Below are 17,557 nucleotides of genomic sequence, written 5' to 3'. Positions count from 1 at the left end.
CATTTTGCTTACAGCTCATCGCTCATGTAGCCCTTTGGCAGGCGGCGACAGTTGTACTGCGACGCCATAATCTCGCCATAGGCACCAGCCGATCGGATGGCCAGCAAATCGCCGCGCTTAGCCTTGTTCAGGTCGATCTGCTTAGCAAACACGTCGGTGCTCTCGCAGATAGGACCTACCACATCATAGGCCTCGGGTGCTTCGTCACTGGTGATATTCTCAATCTTATGGTAAGCCTGGTAGAGAGCCGGGCGGATGAGATCGGTGAAGCCTGCATCGACAATGGCAAACTTCTTAACGGCACCTTCCTTAATATATAAGGTACGTGTAATCAGGCTACCGCACTGAGCCACAACGGCACGTCCCAGCTCAAAGTGAAGGGTTTGTCCGGGTTCCAGTTTCAGCTTCTTGGCATAGGTGTCGAAGTAAGCCTTGAAATCGGGAATGGGCACACGGTTGGGGTGCTCGTAGTCGATACCCAGTCCGCCACCCACGTTGATATGCTCAACACGGATGCGATGACTGATAAGCTCCTGCTGCAGCTCGTTTACGCGATTGCAGAGTGCCTCGAAATCGCCCATATCCAATATCTGCGAACCAATATGGAAGTGCAAGCCTACAAATTTTACGTTCTCCATCTTCTCGGCTTCGCGAATCACCTTTACCATATCGCCCATAGCGATACCGAACTTATTCTCGGCCAGTCCGGTGGTAATGTTAGCGTGGGTGTGGGCACCCACATTGGGATTCAAACGGAAAGCCACGCGAGCCACCTTGCCCTTCTGGGCTGCCAGCTCGTTGATAACCTCGAGCTCGGGGATGCTCTCTACGTTAAAACAGAAGATGTCGTTGTCCAGTCCAAGTTTGATTTCCCAATCGCTCTTACCTACACCAGCATAAACGATTTTCTCCTTGGGGAAGCCTGCCTTGATTGATGCTTCAACCTCGCCGCCGCTGACGCAGTCGGCACCCAGTCCGGCTTCGCGTATGATGCGCAGAATGCGTGGGTTGGCATTTGCCTTCACGGCATAGTGCACTACAAAGCCTTCGTGCTTGCTGGCTTCGTTGTTAATCGTTTGTAATGTCTGGCGCAGCAGAGCTGTGTCGTAGTAGTAGAAAGGTGTCTCTATCTCGTTGAACCTCTCTACTGGGAATATTCCTTTAGCCATTGTCTTGTTTGTCTCTTTCTAATTTTTACATTTTTAAATTCTTACATCTTTATTTTTTAAAGATGGTGTCGCTCAGCTTCTGCAGGGCGCGCTTCTTATCCTCCTCGCGAATCAGGAACGAGATGTTGTAGTTAGAACCACCGTAGCTTACCATGCGAACGGGGATATCCTTCAGCGCGTCGAGGGCGATAGTCTCGAAGCCTACATTGCTCCAATCCAGGTCGCCAACCACACAGATAATACACATGTTGGTATCAACGGTAACGGTACCGTACTTCTTCAACTCATCCACAATCTCGCCCAGGTGAGCGCTGTTGTCGATACTCATCGATACACCAACCTCTGAGGTACAAACCATGTCGATAGGAGTCTGATAGCTCTCGAAGATCTCGAATACCTTACGCAGGAAACCGGTAGCCAGCAGCATGCGTGATGATTTGATCTTGATAGCGGTGATATTGTCCTTAGCAGCGATGGCCTTAATCTTGCCATACTCGGTCTTGTTGCTGATGGTGGTACCCTCAGCCTCAGGATCCATGGTGTTGAGCAAGCGAACGGGGATACCAGCATACTTGGCAGGCTGCACACAGGTGGGGTGCAGAATCTTAGCACCAAAGTAAGCCAGCTCGGCTGCCTCCTCAAAGTGCAACTGGTGTACAGGCTCTGTGCCGTCAACCACACGTGGGTCGTTATTGTGCATACCGTCGATATCGGTCCAGATCTGAATCTCATCGGCGCCGATAGCAGCACCAATCAGCGAGGCTGTGTAGTCGCTACCACCACGCTGCAGGTTGTCGATTTCGCCATAAGCGTTGCGGCAGATAAAGCCCTGAGTCAAGAATACCTGAACACCCTCGTGCTCCTGCATCAGCGCAGCCAGCTTCTCCTTGATATATACTGGATCGGGTTCGGCATTCTTATCGGTACGCATAAAGTCGAGTGCGTTCAGCAGTACGGCCTTGATACCAATCTCGTTCATGTAGTTAACCACCATGTTGGTCGACATCATCTCGCCCTGAGCCACAATGCTCTTCTCCTCGAAAGAAGTAAAGAGTTCCTTGGTGAACGAGCGCAGGTAGTCGAACTCGCTCTTCAGGAACTCGCGGGTTGCGGCCTTGGTCTCGTCCTTGCTGTAGAGCTCGTCAACATGCTTGTCGTACTTCTGCTCCAAGCGGTTAATCACCTCGTTAGCACCATCGGGGTTCTTCTTGTAGAGATAGTCGGAAATCTCGACAAGACTGTTGGTGGTGCCCGACATAGCTGAGAGCACTACGAAAACGGGTTCGTTAAACTTGGTAACAAGTGCTGTTACCTCCTTCATTCTCTCTGGTGTGCCGACGGATGTTCCGCCGAATTTCATTACTTTCATAAGCCTTATATTTTAATTTTTAATTCTTTGCTTCTTCGGGCTTTGCCTCCGCCTTGCGGATAATCACCTGTTCCATTTTACCATCCTGGCACTGGAAGGCTTTGCCTGGGTACTTGTTTACCAAGCTAATGTTGTGGGTCGACATGATAACGGCAGTACCTGTTTCGGCGATGCTCTTCAACAGCTGCATAATGCTGTCGGCTGTTTCCTTATCCAGATTGCCTGTAGGCTCGTCGGCGATGATGAGCTTAGGATGGTTCAGAATGGCGCGGGCGATGGCCACACGCTGCTGTTCGCCTCCCGACAGTTCGTTGGGCATCTTAAACAGCTTCTCGTCTAATCCTATCTGCTCCATCACCTCGCTGATGCGGTTGTTGATGGCATCGTTATCTTTCCAACCTGTGGCCTTGAGCACAAAGCGCAGGTTTTTATATACGGTGCGGTCGCTGAGCAGCTGGAAGTTCTGGAACACCACGCCCAGATCGCGGCGCAAGCCTGGAATATCCTTGCGACGGATGGTCTTCAGGTCGCGCTCCAGCACGATAGCCTCGTCGGCCTCGTCAACATCCAGTTCGCCGTAGAGTGTCTTCAGGAGCGAGCTTTTACCTGAGCCTACGCGACCAATCACGTAAACCATCTCGCCCTCGTTCACCTCTAGGTTCACTCCCTCGAGCACCTTAATGCCCGAATCCTGGTAAACGTTTACATTCTTATAATTAATCAGCATCAATTTTCAATTATCAATTTTAATACTTCGTATTGAGCCCTCTCACGCTCGGCATAGCTCAAGCAAGCTTGGCTCTGCTCTCGCTTAATCGAGGCCTTCAATTTTACTTCATCTTTCCTGCGGCTTTGGCTTCGCGGCGCTGCTTGTCCCAGTTGGGATCATGGCGCTTGTGCAGCTCGTCGGCCACCTGCTCTATACGCAAGCCCTTGCTGGTGAGCAGTACGGTGAGGTGATACAGCAGGTCGCTGGCCTCGTAAACCAGGTGCTCGTCGGTACCGTTGGTGGCCTCGATCACTGTCTCCAATGCCTCTTCGCCTACCTTCTGGGCAATCTTGTTGATACCATCCTTAAACAGCTTGGTGGTATAGCTGCCCTCGGGCATCTCCTGGTGGCGCTTGTCGATAAAGTCCTGCAACTCGGTCAGGAATGTTACACCGCTCTCGTTGCTCTCGCCCCAACAGGTATCGGTACCTGTGTGACAGGTTGGTCCGTCGGGGGTTGCCTTCACCAGCAGGGTATCGTTATCGCAGTCCACTTTGATATCTACCAGATGCAGGAAGTTGCCGCTGGTCTCGCCTTTGGTCCAAAGGCAGTTGCGACTGCGACTCCAGAATGTAACCTTCTTGGTATCGATGGTTTTCTGGTAGGCTTCCTCGTTCATATAGCCCAGCATCAGCACGTTCTTAGTCTGGGCATCCTGGATAATAGCGGGCACCAGGCCTCCGCTCTTTTCAAAATCTATCTTCATTTTTTAATTTTTACATTTTTGCATTTTTACATTCTTACGTTGATGCCTTCGGCCTTCAGGTAGGCTTTCAGCTCGGGGATGGGGATTTCGCCGAAGTGGAACACACTGGCGGCGAGAGCGGCATCGGCATGACCATCGATAAAGGTATCGCGGAAATGCTCTTTTTTGCCTGCACCACCGCTGGCGATGATGGGGATGGAGAGGTTGTCGGCCAACTCGCGCAGAGCCTCGTTGGCATAGCCTTCTTTCACACCATCGTGATCCATCGAGGTAAACAGTATCTCGCCTGCACCACGCTCCTGAGCCTCGTGTGCCCATTCAAACAGTCCGCGCTCAGTACGCTCACGTCCGCCTTTCAGGTAACAGTGCCAGCCATCGGCATCAAAACGAGCATCGATGGCCACTACGCATACCTGCGAACCAAAACGGTTGGTAATCTCGCTTATCAGTTCGGGGCGACGGATAGCAGCGCTGTTCACGCTCACCTTATCGGCTCCGGCATACAGCAGGCGCTCAACATCGGCCAACTCGTTAATGCCACCACCTACGGTAAAGGGGATGTTTATCTCTTTGGCCACACGTGTTACCATATCGGTAAATGTTTTGCGGCCCTCGAAGCTGGCGGTAATATCTAAGAAGCAGAGCTCGTCGGCACCTTGCTCGCTGTAGGCTTTGCCCAGTTCAACAGGGTCGCCAGCCGAGCGCAAGTTTACAAAGTTGGTGCCTTTAACGGTCTCGCCGTCCTTTACATCCAAACAGGGTATTATTCTTTTTGCTAATCCCATGCTTATACTCTCTGATTTAAATACATTAATTCCTTCAGGGGAATCTTTCCCTCGTAAAAGGCCTTGCCGAATACCACTGCAGGTACACCCGCATTCTCCAGAGCCCTGATATCTTTGATTGACGAAACACCGCCACTGGCTATCAGGTACAGATCGGGATACTTGTCGAGTACGCGTTTGTACAGGTCGATGGCTGGTCCACCCAATGTGCCGTCCTTCGATATTTCAGTGCACAGCACCATTCTTACGCCAGCGTCGATATATTTTTGCAGGAATGGTAACAGGTCCTCATCAGAGTCCTCTTTCCATCCGTTGATGCTGATTTTGCCGTTGCGCACGTCGGCACCCAGAATCATGCGATCGGGACCGTATTTCTGCAGCCACCATGTAAACAGTTTGGGGTTGGTAACGGCTACCGATCCTACGGTAACCATCTGTGCGCCACTTTCAAAGGCTATATCGATATCCTCGTGCGACTTGATGCCGCCGCCAAAGTCGATTTCGAGACTGGTTTCGGCAGCAATCTGCTTCAGTATGTGGCTGTTTACGATATGCTTGCTCTTGGCGCCATCCAAATCAACCATATGCAGACGCTTGATGCCGGCTTTCTCAAACTCGCGGGCCATCTCTAAAGGCTCGCCGTACTCGGTTTTCTGGTCGTAGTCGCCCTTGGTCAGTCGTACACATTTACCAGCAATAATGTCGATAGCGGGAATCAGTTCAATCATAAATCGATGAAGTTTTTAATGATTTGTTCACCCACCTTACCACTCTTTTCGGGGTGGAACTGGCAGGTATAGAAATTATCCTTGTGCATAGAGGCCGAGTAGGGCAGAATGTAGTCTGCCGTAGCGATGGTCTCGTTACACACAGGCACATAGTAGGAGTGTACAAAGTAAACGTAAGGATGCTCGCCCAGATTCTTTAGAATGGGGTTATCTGTTACTTGTAACTCGTTCCATCCCATGCAAGGTACCTTATCCTCATGGCGCTGGGGCTGGAAACGTTTTACTTCGGCATCAAAAATGCCTATACACTCGGTATCGCCCTCCTCAGAGTGGCGGCATAGTAGTTGCTGACCTACGCAGATGCCGAATACGGGCTGCTTCAGGTCGCGTATCAGCAGGTCGAGCTTGCGGGCACGCAGATAGTCCATCGCTTCGCCAGCATGCCCTTGTCCAGGAAACAGCACCTTATCGGCTTTCATCAGCAGTTCGGCATCGTCAGTCAGCATGGGGTCTATGCCCAGGCGCTTCAGTGCGTTTACCACCGAATAGATATTTCCTGCGTTGTATTTTACGATTGCTACGTTCATTTAGCTAAATATAATTGTTTTGTTCTTGTACGTAAGAATCTTGCGTTGGATGTGCTTGCTCACAGCGTGTGAGAGCACGATTTTCTCCAAGTCCTTACCTTTAAGCACTAAGCTTTCGGGTGTGTCCTTGTGGGTGATGCGGGTAACATCCTGCTCGATGATTGGACCAGCATCCAGTTCGGCTGTAACATAGTGACTGGTGGCACCGATAATCTTCACGCCGCGCTCGTAAGCCTGATGATAGGGCTTGGCTCCGATAAAGGCGGGCAAGAACGAGTGGTGGATGTTAATGATGTGGTGCGGATACTCGGCTATCATCTCGTCGCTGATAATCTGCATGTAACGTGCCAGTACGATAAATGATATATCCTCTTTCTTCAGCAGCTCCATCTCGGCCTTCTCTACCTCCTCCTTGTTGCTGTGGTCTTTCTTAATGCTCCACACGTAGTAAGGTATGCCGAACTGGTCGGCCACGTAGCGCAAATCCTCGTGGTTCGAAACAATACAAGGAATGTCGCAGTTAAACTCGCCAGCCTTCCATCGTGCCAGCAAGTCGTACAGACAGTGACTCATCTTCGATACAAAGATAGCCATACGTGGACGCTTGTCGCTGAAGTACAAGCTGAATTTCATTTGGTAACGCTGCGCATAGAGGGTGGTGATGTACTCGTAAATTTTGTCGCGAGGAATCATAAATCCTTCCAGTTCCCACTCAATACGCATAAAAAACATGCCGTCGACCTTGTCAACATACTGATCCAGGTAAACGATATTTCCCTTATTATCGGTGATAAACTTTGTTACTTCCGAAATAATGCCCTGCTGATCGGGGCAGTGGAGTAGCAGAATTGCTGTTGTTTCCATCTCTACATATTAATTTTTTTACCTATAAAATTCAAGGCGCAAAAATACAAAAAAAAAATGTAAAACCTGCCTAAAATCGGATAAATATCTAAACTTTGCCAAAAATAGTGCCTTAAATCGTTTATTATGCGTTTTTTTTGCTAATTTTGCAGCCGAATTGAAAGAAAATAACTCGAAATTGTATCATTATGGAATATATGTCGCAAGAAGGCTGGGACAAGCTCGTAGCCGAATTGAAACAACTTGAAACGGTAGATTTGCCAGCCTGCAAGGATGCTATCAGCGAGGCGCGCGATAAGGGCGACCTGAGCGAAAACTTTGAGTATCATGCAGCCAAGCGCGAGCAAGGCCGCCTGCTGGGTCGCATCAGCTTTCTGCAGAAGGTGCTCGAGAATGCACGCGTGATTGATACCTCGCTGTTGGGAAAGGATTGCGTGGGTCTGCTGAGCAAGGTTGAGATGACCAATTTAAATAACAATGCTAAGATGACTTACACCATCGCAAGTCCCCACGAGGCAAACCTGCGAGAGGGTAAGATCAGTATCAAGTCGCCTATCGCTCAGGCCCTGCTGAATAAGAAGGTTGGCGATGTGGTAGAGGTACGTGTGCCCGCTGGTATGGTGAAGCTTAAGATTGAGAATATCACAATGGAATAAAAAACACAAAAATTATGAAAAAGATTGTATTGATTACAGGTGCTACAAGTGGCATTGGCGAGGCTTGTGCCCGCAAGTTTGCCCAAAATGGCGACAAAGTGATTCTGACTGGACGTAACCAGGCTCGTATGACAGCGATTGCCGACGAGTTGAAGGCCCAGGGCACCGAGGTGCTTACCCTGATGTTTGACGTGCGCGACCGCGAGGCTGCCCGTCAGGCTATCGAGAGCTTGCCTGCTGAGTGGCAGGAGATCGATGTGCTGGTAAACAACGCCGGCCTGGCCTTAGGTCTGGAGCCCGAATTCGAGGGCGACCAGGATGATTGGGATGGTATGATTGATACCAACGTAAAGGGTCTGCTTACGATGACTCGCCTGATTGTGCCTGGAATGGTGGCTCGCAATCGTGGTCATGTGATTAATATGGGTTCGGTAGCTGGCGATGCTGCCTACGCTGGCGGTAACGTGTACTGCGCTACCAAGGCTGCCGTTAAGGCACTGAGCGATGGTTTGCGTATTGATGTGGCTAACACCGCTGTACGTGTAACCAACCTGAAGCCCGGACTGGTTGAGACCAACTTCAGCAACATCCGATTCCACGGCGATGAGGAGCGTGCTGCCAATGTGTATAAAGGCATCAAACCTCTTACTGGCGACGATATTGCCGACGTAGCTGTTTACGCTGCTAACGCTCCCGCTCACGTGCAGATAGCCGAAGTGCTGATTCTGGCTACCCATCAGGCAAGCGGAAGCGTGATTGTTCGCAAATAAAAATCTACTGCTGCGCTACTTATTGCGCGGTGGCTTGTTTCATCCCCTCAACAAACTTGGCTTGTAACTGTCTGGCCAGTAGGTTGTGGGGATTTAATTTTAGTGCTTTCTCGAAGTTCTGTAGCACATCCAGATAGTACTTCTGTCCGTTCTGGGCTGGGTTCTGCACAATACGGGTCATGTACAGGAAGCCACGCATGGTGCACAGATCCGACTGGTCGGCAGCCTTCATCTGTGCCATCTGTTCGATGGCCTGCTCGGCCTGTGCCATCATGGGTTCAGCCTGGGCTGCGTGCGGATTGGTAATGGCGAAATTCAGGCTGGCCAAAGCCAACTTGTACTTAGGTCCTACGCTGTCGGGCTGCATGGCTTCCAGGCGCTTCAGCATGCCAATCTGGTTCAGCATCTCATCGGGCGAAGGCTGCTGTGCCTGCTGGGCATACAGGTTAATCACACTTGCAAAAACTAACACTACTGTAGCAACTACGTGCTTAAAAATTACTGATGTCATAAGCTTTATTATTTTTAAGTGAAACTAAAATGGTTACATAGAAAAATCTGTCGCGATTGGATGTGATGCCCTTTCCGTTGGCATCGTAACGATGGATGTTGGTGCGGCCCAACACGTTATTGAGCGAGGTGTAGATAATCACCTTGGGACTGAGCAGATACGTCAGGTTTACATCTACGCTGTTGTAATGCGGGGTGGTGCCCTGGGCAAAGTGTCGCCCTGTGGCATAGCTCTCGCTGATACCAAAGATGCACTTGCCGATGCTGTATTTGGCTGAAAGGCGCAGGTTGTGGCGCGAGGCAAAGCTGGGCGTGCAGAGCTCGGTATAATCCTGATACAGGCGCTCTGAATCGTTCAGCGAGTAGGCGATGGTAGTAGTCAGGCGTGGCGAGATAGAATGGTCTTCTACATAGATGTCCACACCCTTGCTGATGCCGTAACCCTCAGCTTGCCACTGGCCCTGCAGCCATAAAGGCAGATGGCGATAGCGCTTGTAATAAGGCTCGATACGCAGCAGACTTGATGTGCCTTTGTACTGCATGCTCAGTATCAGGTGGTCGGCTGTGCTCTGACCTAAGGTATAATCGCTCTGGGCCAACTGGTCATCGTTGGGTATCTGACTGTACCGGCCTGCCACCAACGATACCTGCCACTGTTTGTTGGGTATATAGCTCAGGGTGGTGCGTGGCATCAGTTGCCAGCGGGTGCGCATCAGTTCGGCACGGGCCGAGAGGTTTACAAATACCTTAGGCATCACGCGCAACTGGGCATCGGCATGGGTACCAAAGATATTATAATCAAGCGTGTACTGATAGGGTGCGAAATCCAGCGTGCTGTGGCGCAGGTAGTCCTCGATGCCGGCAGACAGCTTCAGACGATCATTTACCACCTTGCGTAGTTCAGCCTTCAGGTGTATCTCGTTGCGATGGTTACGGTAGTGGTCGCCAGCGCTTACAGCATCGTCGATATGGTTCCAAACGGTAGAGTTGGCTACGCCTGCAAACAGCGTGGTGCCGCGAGCGATAGGCGCTTTGTAAGTCAGGTTGGCATAGATGTTGTGCTCCTTCAGACTCAGATGGCGATCGTCCTCGTGCAGGCCTACCGAAGTCAGGTCGTAACCCACGTACGATTTCAGCACGCCGCCACGGGTATATTCTTTTTTATATTGCGCCTCGCCCGAAAGCTTGCGATAGGGTCGGGTAAAATCCTGGCGCTGGGTAAACAATCGGTCGTAAAGGGCCATGCTAGTATAGGTGGCGTTAAACGACAGGGCGCTGTTGGTAAACGCTTTGGTACCGCCTATGTTCCAATCCACCAGCGAGGCACTTACGCCCAACTTATCGCTGGTGGCCATATCGGTAGTCTCCATCGGCAGCACGGCACTCAGCGCCTGTCCGTATTCGCCGTTGTAGCCACCTAAGGTAAAATTGATGCCCTTAAACAGGAATGGCGAAAAGCGGCCACGCACGGCGGTATTCTCGGTATTGGTGCTGTAGGGCACCAGCACGTGCATGCCGTTCACAAACGTCTGGCACTCGTCGCTCTCACCGCCTCGTACGTACAGCTTGCCGTCTTCGCCCACCTTCTGCGTACCAGGTAGCGACTGCAGAGCTGCTACCACGTCGCCACACGAGTTGCCGCTCATCACTACATCCAGCGCGTCCATCGTTTTAAAACCGTCGCTCTTTCCAAAGCTGTAAGTGCTGGCAGTTACCACCACCTCGCTGATGGCTGTGGCGCGTTCCTGTAGGCGTACATCTATATCCTTCAGCGTGCTTACAGGGGCGGTGCGGGTGTAGTCGTCGTAACCCATATAGGTCACCTTCAGCGTCACCTCGCCCGTCTGGGTGGTCTTAAAGCTGAATCTACCTAAGGTATCGGTCAGGCATCCGTCTATCGTACCTACAATAAATACATTGGCGGCGGGCAGGGGTGTGCGGCCGTCGGTTACTGTTCCCGTTACGATGGTTTGTGCGGCCAGGTTGCAGGCCCAGAGCAAACCGATGATGATATGTGCAAACTTCTGTTTCATGCCGCAAATGTACGGCACGTTTTTCATAGTTCCAAATTTTGCTGACCATCAGCTAAAACTGCTGACGGAAAGCTAGCTGCGCTGACGAATGACGCGTTTCGAGGACGAATGACTAGGCAATAAAATCCTTTAATCGGGGCACATATTGGCGCGATACAGGTATGGTGGTGTAGCTGTTTGTAAGGCGCAACTGGTAACCATTGCTGTTGCCCTTGGCCTGGGTGATATTATTCACGTTTACCACAAACGATCGGTGGCACTGAAAGATGTTCTCGTACTGTCGCAACTCGTCGATGGCTGCCGATAGGGTGGTGTGCAGCTCAACGGTGGTGGGCTTGTCGTCGCGCAGGTAACAAACCGAAATATTGTTTTTCTGCGCCTCAATATATAATAGGTTATTAATGGGCAACTCCAGATCGTTGCCACGCACGTTCTGATCGTGTATCGTGATGGTGATGTCGCGCTGTTCCTCGGCGGTGTTGTTCAGCAGCGCCTCCATCTGATGTTTCAGGTAGCGGTTGTACTCGATGCCTACCGACATGGCTGTGATGGCGGCACCTATAATCAGCGTCCACCACAGAAACTGCAGGAACACACCCGCACTGAAGGGCACGCTGAACAACAATACCAACAGCATGAAATTGCCGATAGCAATAAACAGAATCAGTCCTAACACCGCCGCAGCATCGTGCCATACGCGCAGGGTTTTTACCAGCTTGGGTAAGTTTTGCATCACCGTGTAGCCGTACACTATGTAGCACACCATCGTTACTAAGCCGAAAGCGGCTGCCACCAGGCATTTGTTGCCTTGATACTGACTGAATCCGAACGGCTGCAGTAAGTAGAGTATGGCCCAGATAATCACACCATATATCACACTGTCTCTCAACCAGTGTTTGCTTTGCCCAAAGGGGTATTTTCGTGTCAACAGATTCTTCATCCTGCGTTAAAGTTTAAGCTATTATCGCCTGCAAAGGTAAGCAAAAAATCGCAATTCCCTCAAAGAAATAGGGATTTTCCTATCCGTCGTATCGAAAAATTTCGCATCTTTGCACCGTTGAATCAATCAAAACATGAAAGCGTATGAAAGAGAATCGACTGATTGCATCGGCACTGATAGCTATAGGCATCGTGCTTTTGGGTGTGTTTATCAAGGCTGGTATTGATAACTTTGCCAACAAGGATCGTAAGGTAACGGTTAAGGGTCTGGCCGAGCGTGAGGTGCCTGCCGATAAGGTTACATGGAGCATTGGCACCAAGGTTACAGGCAACGACCTGCCCCTGCTGTACGAGAACATTAACCAGCAAACCAACAAGATTAAGAAGTTCCTGACCCAGAACGGACTCGAAGAGAAGGAGATAACCGTTAATCCGCCTACCATCAGCGACCTGGAGGCACGCGAGTGGGGCGACAACCAGAAGAACTTCCGCTACATTGTTAACACCACCATTACGGTGGCCACCAACAAGGTAACCGAGGTTAATAAGGCCATCTTTAAGCAGGCCGAACTACTGAAGCAGGGTGTGGCTATCGAGAACAGCAATCCGCAGTACGAGTACGCCTCGTTCCAGCAGATGAAGCCTGAGATGATGGCCGAAGCCATTAAGAATGCGCAGAAAACTGCCGTACAGTTTGCCGAGGCCAGCAATAGTGAGCTGGGCCAGATTCAGACAGCCGGTCAGGGGCAGTTCGAGATCGAGGATCGCGATCAGAACACGCCTTACATCAAGAAACTGCGCGTGGTAACCACGATTACTTATTCACTGAAAGATTAGTTCTTTAAGGCGTACGGCCATCATCAATCGATGATGGCCATACGCATATCAATATCGTTGGTAGGGCGATCGGCACGGCCTGTAGCAGTGTTCTGAATCTGTTCTACCACGTCAAGTCCTTCCTCAACCTCGCCAAACACGGTGTACTGTCCGTCAAGATGGGGTGTGCCGCCTACGGTAGAGTACAGCTGCATCTGCTCGTCGGTCAGTCCCTGCTTGCCAACCTTGTTCTCAGCTTCGGCTATCAGCTGGTCCTGCAGCTCCTGCAATCCTGCACGGTTGCGCTCGCGGCGCATCTGCATAATTTCTTCGCGACGGGCTTTGGCCAGGGCGTTAAACGCATCCTGCACCTTCTGCATACGTATCTGCTTGCCCAGCTGGTTCAGCTGATTCTCCTTATACACCTGTCCCCAAACAATGTAGAACTGCGAGCCGCTGCTACGGCGCTCGGGGTTAACCTCGTCGCCCTGTCGTGCTGCAGCCAGCGCGCCACGCTTGTGGTACAGGTTGTCCTTAATCTCTGCCTCCAGTGTGTAGTCAGGACCGCCCACGCCCAGCATCTTGCCGGCAGGCGCACCCTTCGAGTCGGGATCGCCGCCCTGAATCATAAAGTCCTTAATCACACGATGGAACAAGGTGCCATCATAATACCCCTCCTTTACCAGCTTTACAAAGTTGTCGCGGTGGATAGGAGTCTCGTCGTACAGGCGAACGGTGATGTCGCCCAATGTAGTTTCAATCTTAACTTTCATATGCTCAAATTTTGGGTGCAAAGTTACTAAAAATTTGGCTTTTGGCGCACTATTATCATCATTTTGTTTGGTGGTTTAAATCTAAAAGCGTATTTTTGCACCCCGAAACTGTTATGCGTCGTAAAGAAATCATGCAAGGCTTTCGCGACGGCATCCCCATAGCCTTGGGCTATTTTGCCGTTGCTTTCTCGCTGGGCATCATTGCCAAGCAGGCAGGCTTGTCGGCTGTAATGGGTTTCGTCAGCAGTTTCTTTACCCGTGCTTCGGCAGGCGAATATGGTGTTTATACGTTGGTGGCTGCCCAGGCCGCCTATGCTGAGATAGTAGCTATGTGCTTGGTGGTTAATCTGCGATATATGTTGATGAGTGCCGCACTCTCACAGAAAATCGCCCCTGGCACCTCGTGGCTGCATCGTGTGCTGATGGCCAGCTGCGTAACCGACGAGATTTTCGGCATCTCCATCGCCCGCCAGCCTTACTGCCCGCCCGCTTACACCTATTCCGCTGCCCTTATCTCTACGCTGTTCTGGGCGTCGGGCTGTGCGGCTGGCATTGTGGCTGGCGGCATGCTGCCTGCTAACATCGTAGCCGCCTTGAGTGTGGCTCTCTACGGCATGTTCCTGGCCATTATCATGCCCCCTGCGCGCTCCGATCGTAATGTGCTGTATGCAGTGGTGGCCAGTTTTGTGCTCAGTGGTCTCTGCGCTGTGGCGCCTGTAGTGAGTGGCTGGAGCAGCGGTACGCGCACCATCGTGCTCACCATTGTTATTTCGGCTGTTGCAGCCTGGTTGAAACCTGTTGATGTCAAGGAGGAGGCTTATGGATAATCGTAGTATCATCATCTGTATCCTGCTGGCCATCATCACCACCAACCTGATCCGTGTGGTGCCCATGTTGCTCATCAAAGGCGAAATAAACAACCGCTTTGTGCGCAGTTTTCTGTATTATGTACCTTATGTCACGCTGGCCGTCATGACCTTCCCCAGTATGATACAAACCACCATCTCGCCTCTCTCAGGTATTGTGGCCCTCCTTGTAGGCGTTATCGCAGCATGGCGCCGTTTGGGACTCTTTCCCGTGGCTGCCATTTGTTGTGCCATCGTTTACCTGATGGATAGCGTGATGTAATAATATTAAAAAAATGAGAAATAAACTATTAATGATGCTAATCTGCTGCATGGCAGCAAATGTATTGATTGCCTGTTCGTCGGCTTCTGGTAACGTTTCCGACAGCACCATCGATGAACCTACTGAGAATGAAGAACAGAACCAACAGGACCTGCCTTTTGGCTTTTGCGCCCTGTCTTCACGTACCGACGCTACCCAAACCTATCAAATCACGGGCGGCGGCTATTATTCCTACCCTGTACCAGAAAGTGCTACAGGTGTGGTAGTATTGACATCTGATGGTCGGGACATGAAGGCTGCTATCGAGAGCGCCATCAAGAACAGTAAGAACAAAATAATTATCTTCGATGGCTCGAATGGCGACTTTATCGTGTCATCTACTATCAAAGTAACCGTTTCGGGCAAAACACTGCTTGGCATCAACAATGCCCGTCTCTGCACCCAGTGGGCTTTGACCGATGAAATGAAAAAAGCCCTGAACGATGCTGGTGTGCCCAGCATGAGTACCAGCGATGGGGGAGGAGTGTTAGTAAACGGCACTGAGGTAAAAGAGCAGGCTGAATACAACACACGTAAGATACTGATTGAGATGACAGGCGATAAAAGCGAAAACTATCGTCAGGCTGGCATTTTCACCCTTAATAACTGCCAGAACATCATTATCCGTAACCTGAAATTGGTTGGTCCTGGAGCTGTTGATGTTGGTGGCACCGACCTTCTTTCATGCACAGGCACCAAGAATTGTTGGGTAGATCATTGTGAGTTTACCGATGGTTTGGACGATAACTTCGACATTACGAAGTCGTCCGACTTCCACACCGTTAGCTGGTGTACCTTCAGTTATACCAATCGTTCGTATATGCACCAGAACTCCAATCTCGTTGGTAGTAGCGACAGCGAGGCAACAGGCTTTTTAAACACCACATTTGCCTTTAACTGGTGGGGTGCTGGTTGCCAGGGGCGCATGCCAATGGCTCGTGTAGGCAAGATTCATATGCTGAACAACTATTTTAGCAGCACCACGGCCTACAATTGCATCAATCCGCGTAAGAACTCAGAATTCCTGATCGAGGGTAACTATTTCGACCATGGTGTTGCCAAGTATTACAGTCAGACTGATGCTGTTGCTGTAACTTGGGCCGCTGATAACTACATTGCTGCAGCAAGCCAACTACCATCATCTTTTGGAACTACCGTTTCGGTACCCTACGATTATACGGTTGTCCCCGCCAGCCAAGTCCCCACGGTGGTAAAGCAAGGTGCCGGCGCCACCCTGTTCCGATAGCGGCCCTATCGGAACGCTACGATAAAAGGGACCGACATTGCTGTCAGTCCCTTCGTTCATTACGTTGTTCGTTCGTTCAAACGCCCATGCCGCTCGGCTATGCCGCTTGGCTTGTCCAAGAACTTGTGGCGCTTCGGGGCTAAGCCCCGATGCACGATGTCGTGCCCAGTGCCGTTACAATCGCTGTGGCGATGCTCGCAATCATCTGGATGATGAACTTAACCGTTTCTTTCTTACTCATAACTTACCTCCTTTCGCTAGTTCATGTCTGAGCCGCCACTACCTGGGTTGCTGGGCTGATTACCGCCTCCGGTATTACCACCTGTGTTACCACCGGTATTGCTGCCGCTGGTGTTACCACCTGTTGATGGCTGGGTGTTCTCAGACGACTGGTGCTCACCATCGTCTTCCTCCACATCGCCGCTGTCGCTACTGGTTACGCGCTTCACCTCCTTACCATCGCGGTCGTAGCAGGTAATCTGCACGGCAGTCTTCGACAGCTCCTCCTTCAGGTCGGTGTCGGGTGTAAAGATAATGCGGCGACTCGAAATCAGACCAGCCTTAACCTCGTCTACCTTCTCAACGCTCTTAGCGCGCAGTCCAAATCGCATGGTTCCCAGTCCAGGCAGTGCAACAGAGTGTCCCTCAGTGGCCCACGCCTTAATCACCTCGCCAGCTGCATCCCAGCATGCCTGCATCACTCCCTTGCTCACGCCGCTGCGCAGAGCTGCTTCCTTAATCACCTTGTCCTGAGTCAGAGCGGTATACAGCTCTGGCATCATCACGTAACGATACTTACCAGCATACTTGCCGATGTTCTGATACTGTTCCTTTGCTTTTACTTTCAGTGCCATAATCTTGTGTGTTTTTAGTTGTTAACTAAAGGTTCGGGTCTAATGTAAAAGGTTTTCTATGGTTGCTGCGACGTCTTTCAGCTCTCATCCGCCTCGTCCATCCTCCTTCTTCCTTATCAATATCCGACTACTACGAGCACCCCTTCTAGGACTTTTATTATCTCTCCCGTGGGCGAGAAAATTTTCTCCCGTGGGGCCGCAAGTTTTCATCCTCATTGACGTTGCAAAGATACGAAATTTTTAGGTATCTGCCAAACATTTACGAAGTTTGTTTTAGAAAAGTTTTAAATGTTAAAATGTAAATATTTAGGAGTTTACGTCCCTCCACGGTGTGACGCAGTGACGGTGTGACGCAGTTGCATTTACCGTCTGCGAAGCTTCGTTTTCTAATGGATATTATAATATATTATTATATATATTATAATATATATAATAATATAAAACTTTTCCTCCCTTCAAAAGCCACAGTCCGACAATACCTTATGCAACTGTGTCACTGCGTCACAGTGTCACAGCGTGTTGTCTTTTCCTGATTTTGGTTGACAGTTTATTGCTTTTTTCCTGATATAGTTGACAGTCGCTTTACTGAATAAGTTGACTCTTTACTGGAATCGTTGACACCTTTACTGAAAAGGTTGTCTTTTTCCTGAAAGAGTTGACAACTATGAAAAACACTGCGGTGGTTTGCCATGCGGCTGGAGGCGCAAAGCCTCCAAAGAGTGTCCTTCGACATTCCGCTTGCAAAGTTAGGGATTATTCTGCAAACTCTGTTCATTCTTGCGATAAATTTTATTCTTCCACATCTTTTTTTGTTCA

General features: G+C 50.4%; 21 protein-coding genes. 6 read left to right on the top strand and 15 right to left on the bottom strand.

Going from position 1 to position 17,557, the window contains the following annotated elements:
• Positions 1-8: 8 nt before the first annotated feature.
• The 8 genes from lysA to purU form a co-directional block, all read right to left on the bottom strand.
• Positions 9-1,169, bottom strand: coding sequence for a diaminopimelate decarboxylase (gene lysA / locus T500_RS0113325; RefSeq protein WP_028908525.1), 1,161 nt, complete (start codon positions 1,167-1,169; stop codon positions 9-11).
• A gap of 49 nt (positions 1,170-1,218) precedes the next feature.
• Complete coding sequence (locus T500_RS0113320) at positions 1,219-2,538, bottom strand: aspartate kinase (RefSeq protein WP_028908524.1); 1,320 nt, start codon at positions 2,536-2,538, stop codon at positions 1,219-1,221.
• Positions 2,539-2,557: 19 nt separating this feature from the next.
• Complete coding sequence (locus T500_RS0113315) at positions 2,558-3,265, bottom strand: cell division ATP-binding protein FtsE (RefSeq protein ID WP_028908523.1); 708 nt, start codon at positions 3,263-3,265, stop codon at positions 2,558-2,560.
• A gap of 103 nt (positions 3,266-3,368) precedes the next feature.
• Positions 3,369-4,013, bottom strand: a complete 645-nt coding sequence (gene hisIE / locus T500_RS0113310) for a bifunctional phosphoribosyl-AMP cyclohydrolase/phosphoribosyl-ATP diphosphatase HisIE (RefSeq protein ID WP_028908522.1) — start codon at positions 4,011-4,013, stop codon at positions 3,369-3,371.
• A gap of 26 nt (positions 4,014-4,039) precedes the next feature.
• Entirely contained in the window at positions 4,040-4,798 is a 759-nt protein-coding gene (hisF, locus tag T500_RS0113305) for an imidazole glycerol phosphate synthase subunit HisF (protein ID WP_028908521.1), read from the bottom strand.
• Between the two features lie 2 nt (positions 4,799-4,800).
• A complete protein-coding gene (gene hisA, locus T500_RS0113300; protein WP_028908520.1) occupies positions 4,801-5,526 on the bottom strand; it encodes a 1-(5-phosphoribosyl)-5-[(5-phosphoribosylamino)methylideneamino]imidazole-4-carboxamide isomerase in 726 nt (241 codons plus the stop codon).
• Positions 5,523-6,113: an imidazole glycerol phosphate synthase subunit HisH gene (gene hisH / locus T500_RS0113295; RefSeq protein ID WP_028908519.1), complete on the bottom strand. Its 591-nt coding sequence runs from the start codon at positions 6,111-6,113 to the stop codon at positions 5,523-5,525. The genes hisA and hisH overlap by 4 nt, the downstream gene beginning before the upstream one ends.
• Positions 6,114-6,977 (bottom strand): formyltetrahydrofolate deformylase, encoded by an 864-nt coding sequence (purU, locus tag T500_RS0113290; protein WP_013063047.1) that lies wholly within the window; start codon positions 6,975-6,977, stop codon positions 6,114-6,116.
• Positions 6,978-7,165: 188 nt separating this feature from the next.
• Here purU and greA point away from each other — a divergent pair, with 188 nt between their 5' ends.
• Positions 7,166-7,633 carry a transcription elongation factor GreA gene (gene greA, locus T500_RS0113285; RefSeq protein ID WP_013063638.1) on the top strand — a complete coding sequence of 156 codons (468 nt, stop codon included), beginning with the start codon at positions 7,166-7,168 and terminating at the stop codon, positions 7,631-7,633.
• 14 nt (positions 7,634-7,647) lie between these two features.
• Positions 7,648-8,403, top strand: coding sequence for an SDR family oxidoreductase (locus tag T500_RS0113280; RefSeq protein ID WP_196243523.1), 756 nt, complete (start codon positions 7,648-7,650; stop codon positions 8,401-8,403).
• 19 nt (positions 8,404-8,422) lie between these two features.
• Here T500_RS0113280 and T500_RS0113275 read toward each other — a convergent pair whose 3' ends face one another.
• The 3 genes from T500_RS0113275 to T500_RS0113265 all read right to left on the bottom strand — a co-directional run bounded on the left by T500_RS0113275 (position 8,423) and on the right by T500_RS0113265 (position 11,886).
• Positions 8,423-8,914 (bottom strand): hypothetical protein, encoded by a 492-nt coding sequence (locus tag T500_RS0113275; RefSeq protein WP_155267561.1) that lies wholly within the window; start codon positions 8,912-8,914, stop codon positions 8,423-8,425.
• The gene (locus tag T500_RS0113270) at positions 8,895-10,946 is read right to left on the bottom strand and encodes a TonB-dependent receptor (RefSeq protein ID WP_028908516.1); all 2,052 of its coding nucleotides are present in this window, start codon (positions 10,944-10,946) and stop codon (positions 8,895-8,897) included. Before T500_RS0113270 ends, T500_RS0113275 begins: the two co-directional genes overlap by 20 nt.
• A gap of 112 nt (positions 10,947-11,058) precedes the next feature.
• Positions 11,059-11,886: a LytTR family DNA-binding domain-containing protein gene (locus T500_RS0113265; RefSeq protein WP_051612075.1), complete on the bottom strand. Its 828-nt coding sequence runs from the start codon at positions 11,884-11,886 to the stop codon at positions 11,059-11,061.
• Positions 11,887-12,029: 143 nt separating this feature from the next.
• On the opposite strand from T500_RS0113265, the gene T500_RS0113260 reads away from it, so the two are divergent.
• Entirely contained in the window at positions 12,030-12,722 is a 693-nt protein-coding gene (locus tag T500_RS0113260; RefSeq protein ID WP_028908514.1) for an SIMPL domain-containing protein, read from the top strand.
• A gap of 23 nt (positions 12,723-12,745) precedes the next feature.
• On the opposite strand, the gene T500_RS0113255 is transcribed toward T500_RS0113260, so the two are convergent.
• Entirely contained in the window at positions 12,746-13,474 is a 729-nt protein-coding gene (locus T500_RS0113255) for a peptidylprolyl isomerase (protein WP_028908513.1), read from the bottom strand.
• 113 nt (positions 13,475-13,587) lie between these two features.
• On the opposite strand from T500_RS0113255, the gene T500_RS0113250 reads away from it, so the two are divergent.
• The 3 genes from T500_RS0113250 to T500_RS16545 are packed head-to-tail and all read left to right on the top strand — an operon-like array spanning position 13,588 to position 15,887.
• Positions 13,588-14,301 (top strand): AzlC family ABC transporter permease, encoded by a 714-nt coding sequence (locus T500_RS0113250; protein ID WP_036909156.1) that lies wholly within the window; start codon positions 13,588-13,590, stop codon positions 14,299-14,301.
• On the top strand, positions 14,294-14,602 hold the full coding sequence (locus T500_RS0113245; protein ID WP_028908511.1) for an AzlD domain-containing protein: 309 nt from the start codon (positions 14,294-14,296) through the stop codon (positions 14,600-14,602). Before T500_RS0113250 ends, T500_RS0113245 begins: the two co-directional genes overlap by 8 nt.
• 13 nt (positions 14,603-14,615) lie before the next feature.
• Positions 14,616-15,887, top strand: coding sequence for a polysaccharide lyase family 1 protein (locus tag T500_RS16545; protein ID WP_080694901.1), 1,272 nt, complete (start codon positions 14,616-14,618; stop codon positions 15,885-15,887).
• A 139-nt stretch (positions 15,888-16,026) separates the two neighbouring features.
• Here the strand turns inward: T500_RS16545 and T500_RS17045 are convergent, their stop codons facing one another.
• From T500_RS17045 to T500_RS17350, 3 genes are all read right to left on the bottom strand, one after another.
• Positions 16,027-16,128, bottom strand: coding sequence for a smalltalk protein (locus T500_RS17045; protein ID WP_155267560.1), 102 nt, complete (start codon positions 16,126-16,128; stop codon positions 16,027-16,029).
• Positions 16,129-16,144: 16 nt separating this feature from the next.
• Positions 16,145-16,741 (bottom strand): DNA-binding protein, encoded by a 597-nt coding sequence (locus T500_RS16030; protein ID WP_051612073.1) that lies wholly within the window; start codon positions 16,739-16,741, stop codon positions 16,145-16,147.
• Positions 16,742-17,288: 547 nt separating this feature from the next.
• On the bottom strand, positions 17,289-17,557 hold a 269-nt coding region (locus tag T500_RS17350), incomplete at its 5' end, for a hypothetical protein (protein WP_230580915.1).

Source organism: Xylanibacter ruminicola Ga6B6 (genome assembly GCF_000687715.1).
GTDB classification, from domain to species: Bacteria; Bacteroidota; Bacteroidia; order Bacteroidales; family Bacteroidaceae; genus Prevotella; species Prevotella ruminicola_B.
The sequence above is the reverse complement of the archived record's forward strand: the minus strand, read 5'-3'. Positions and strand labels throughout refer to the sequence as shown.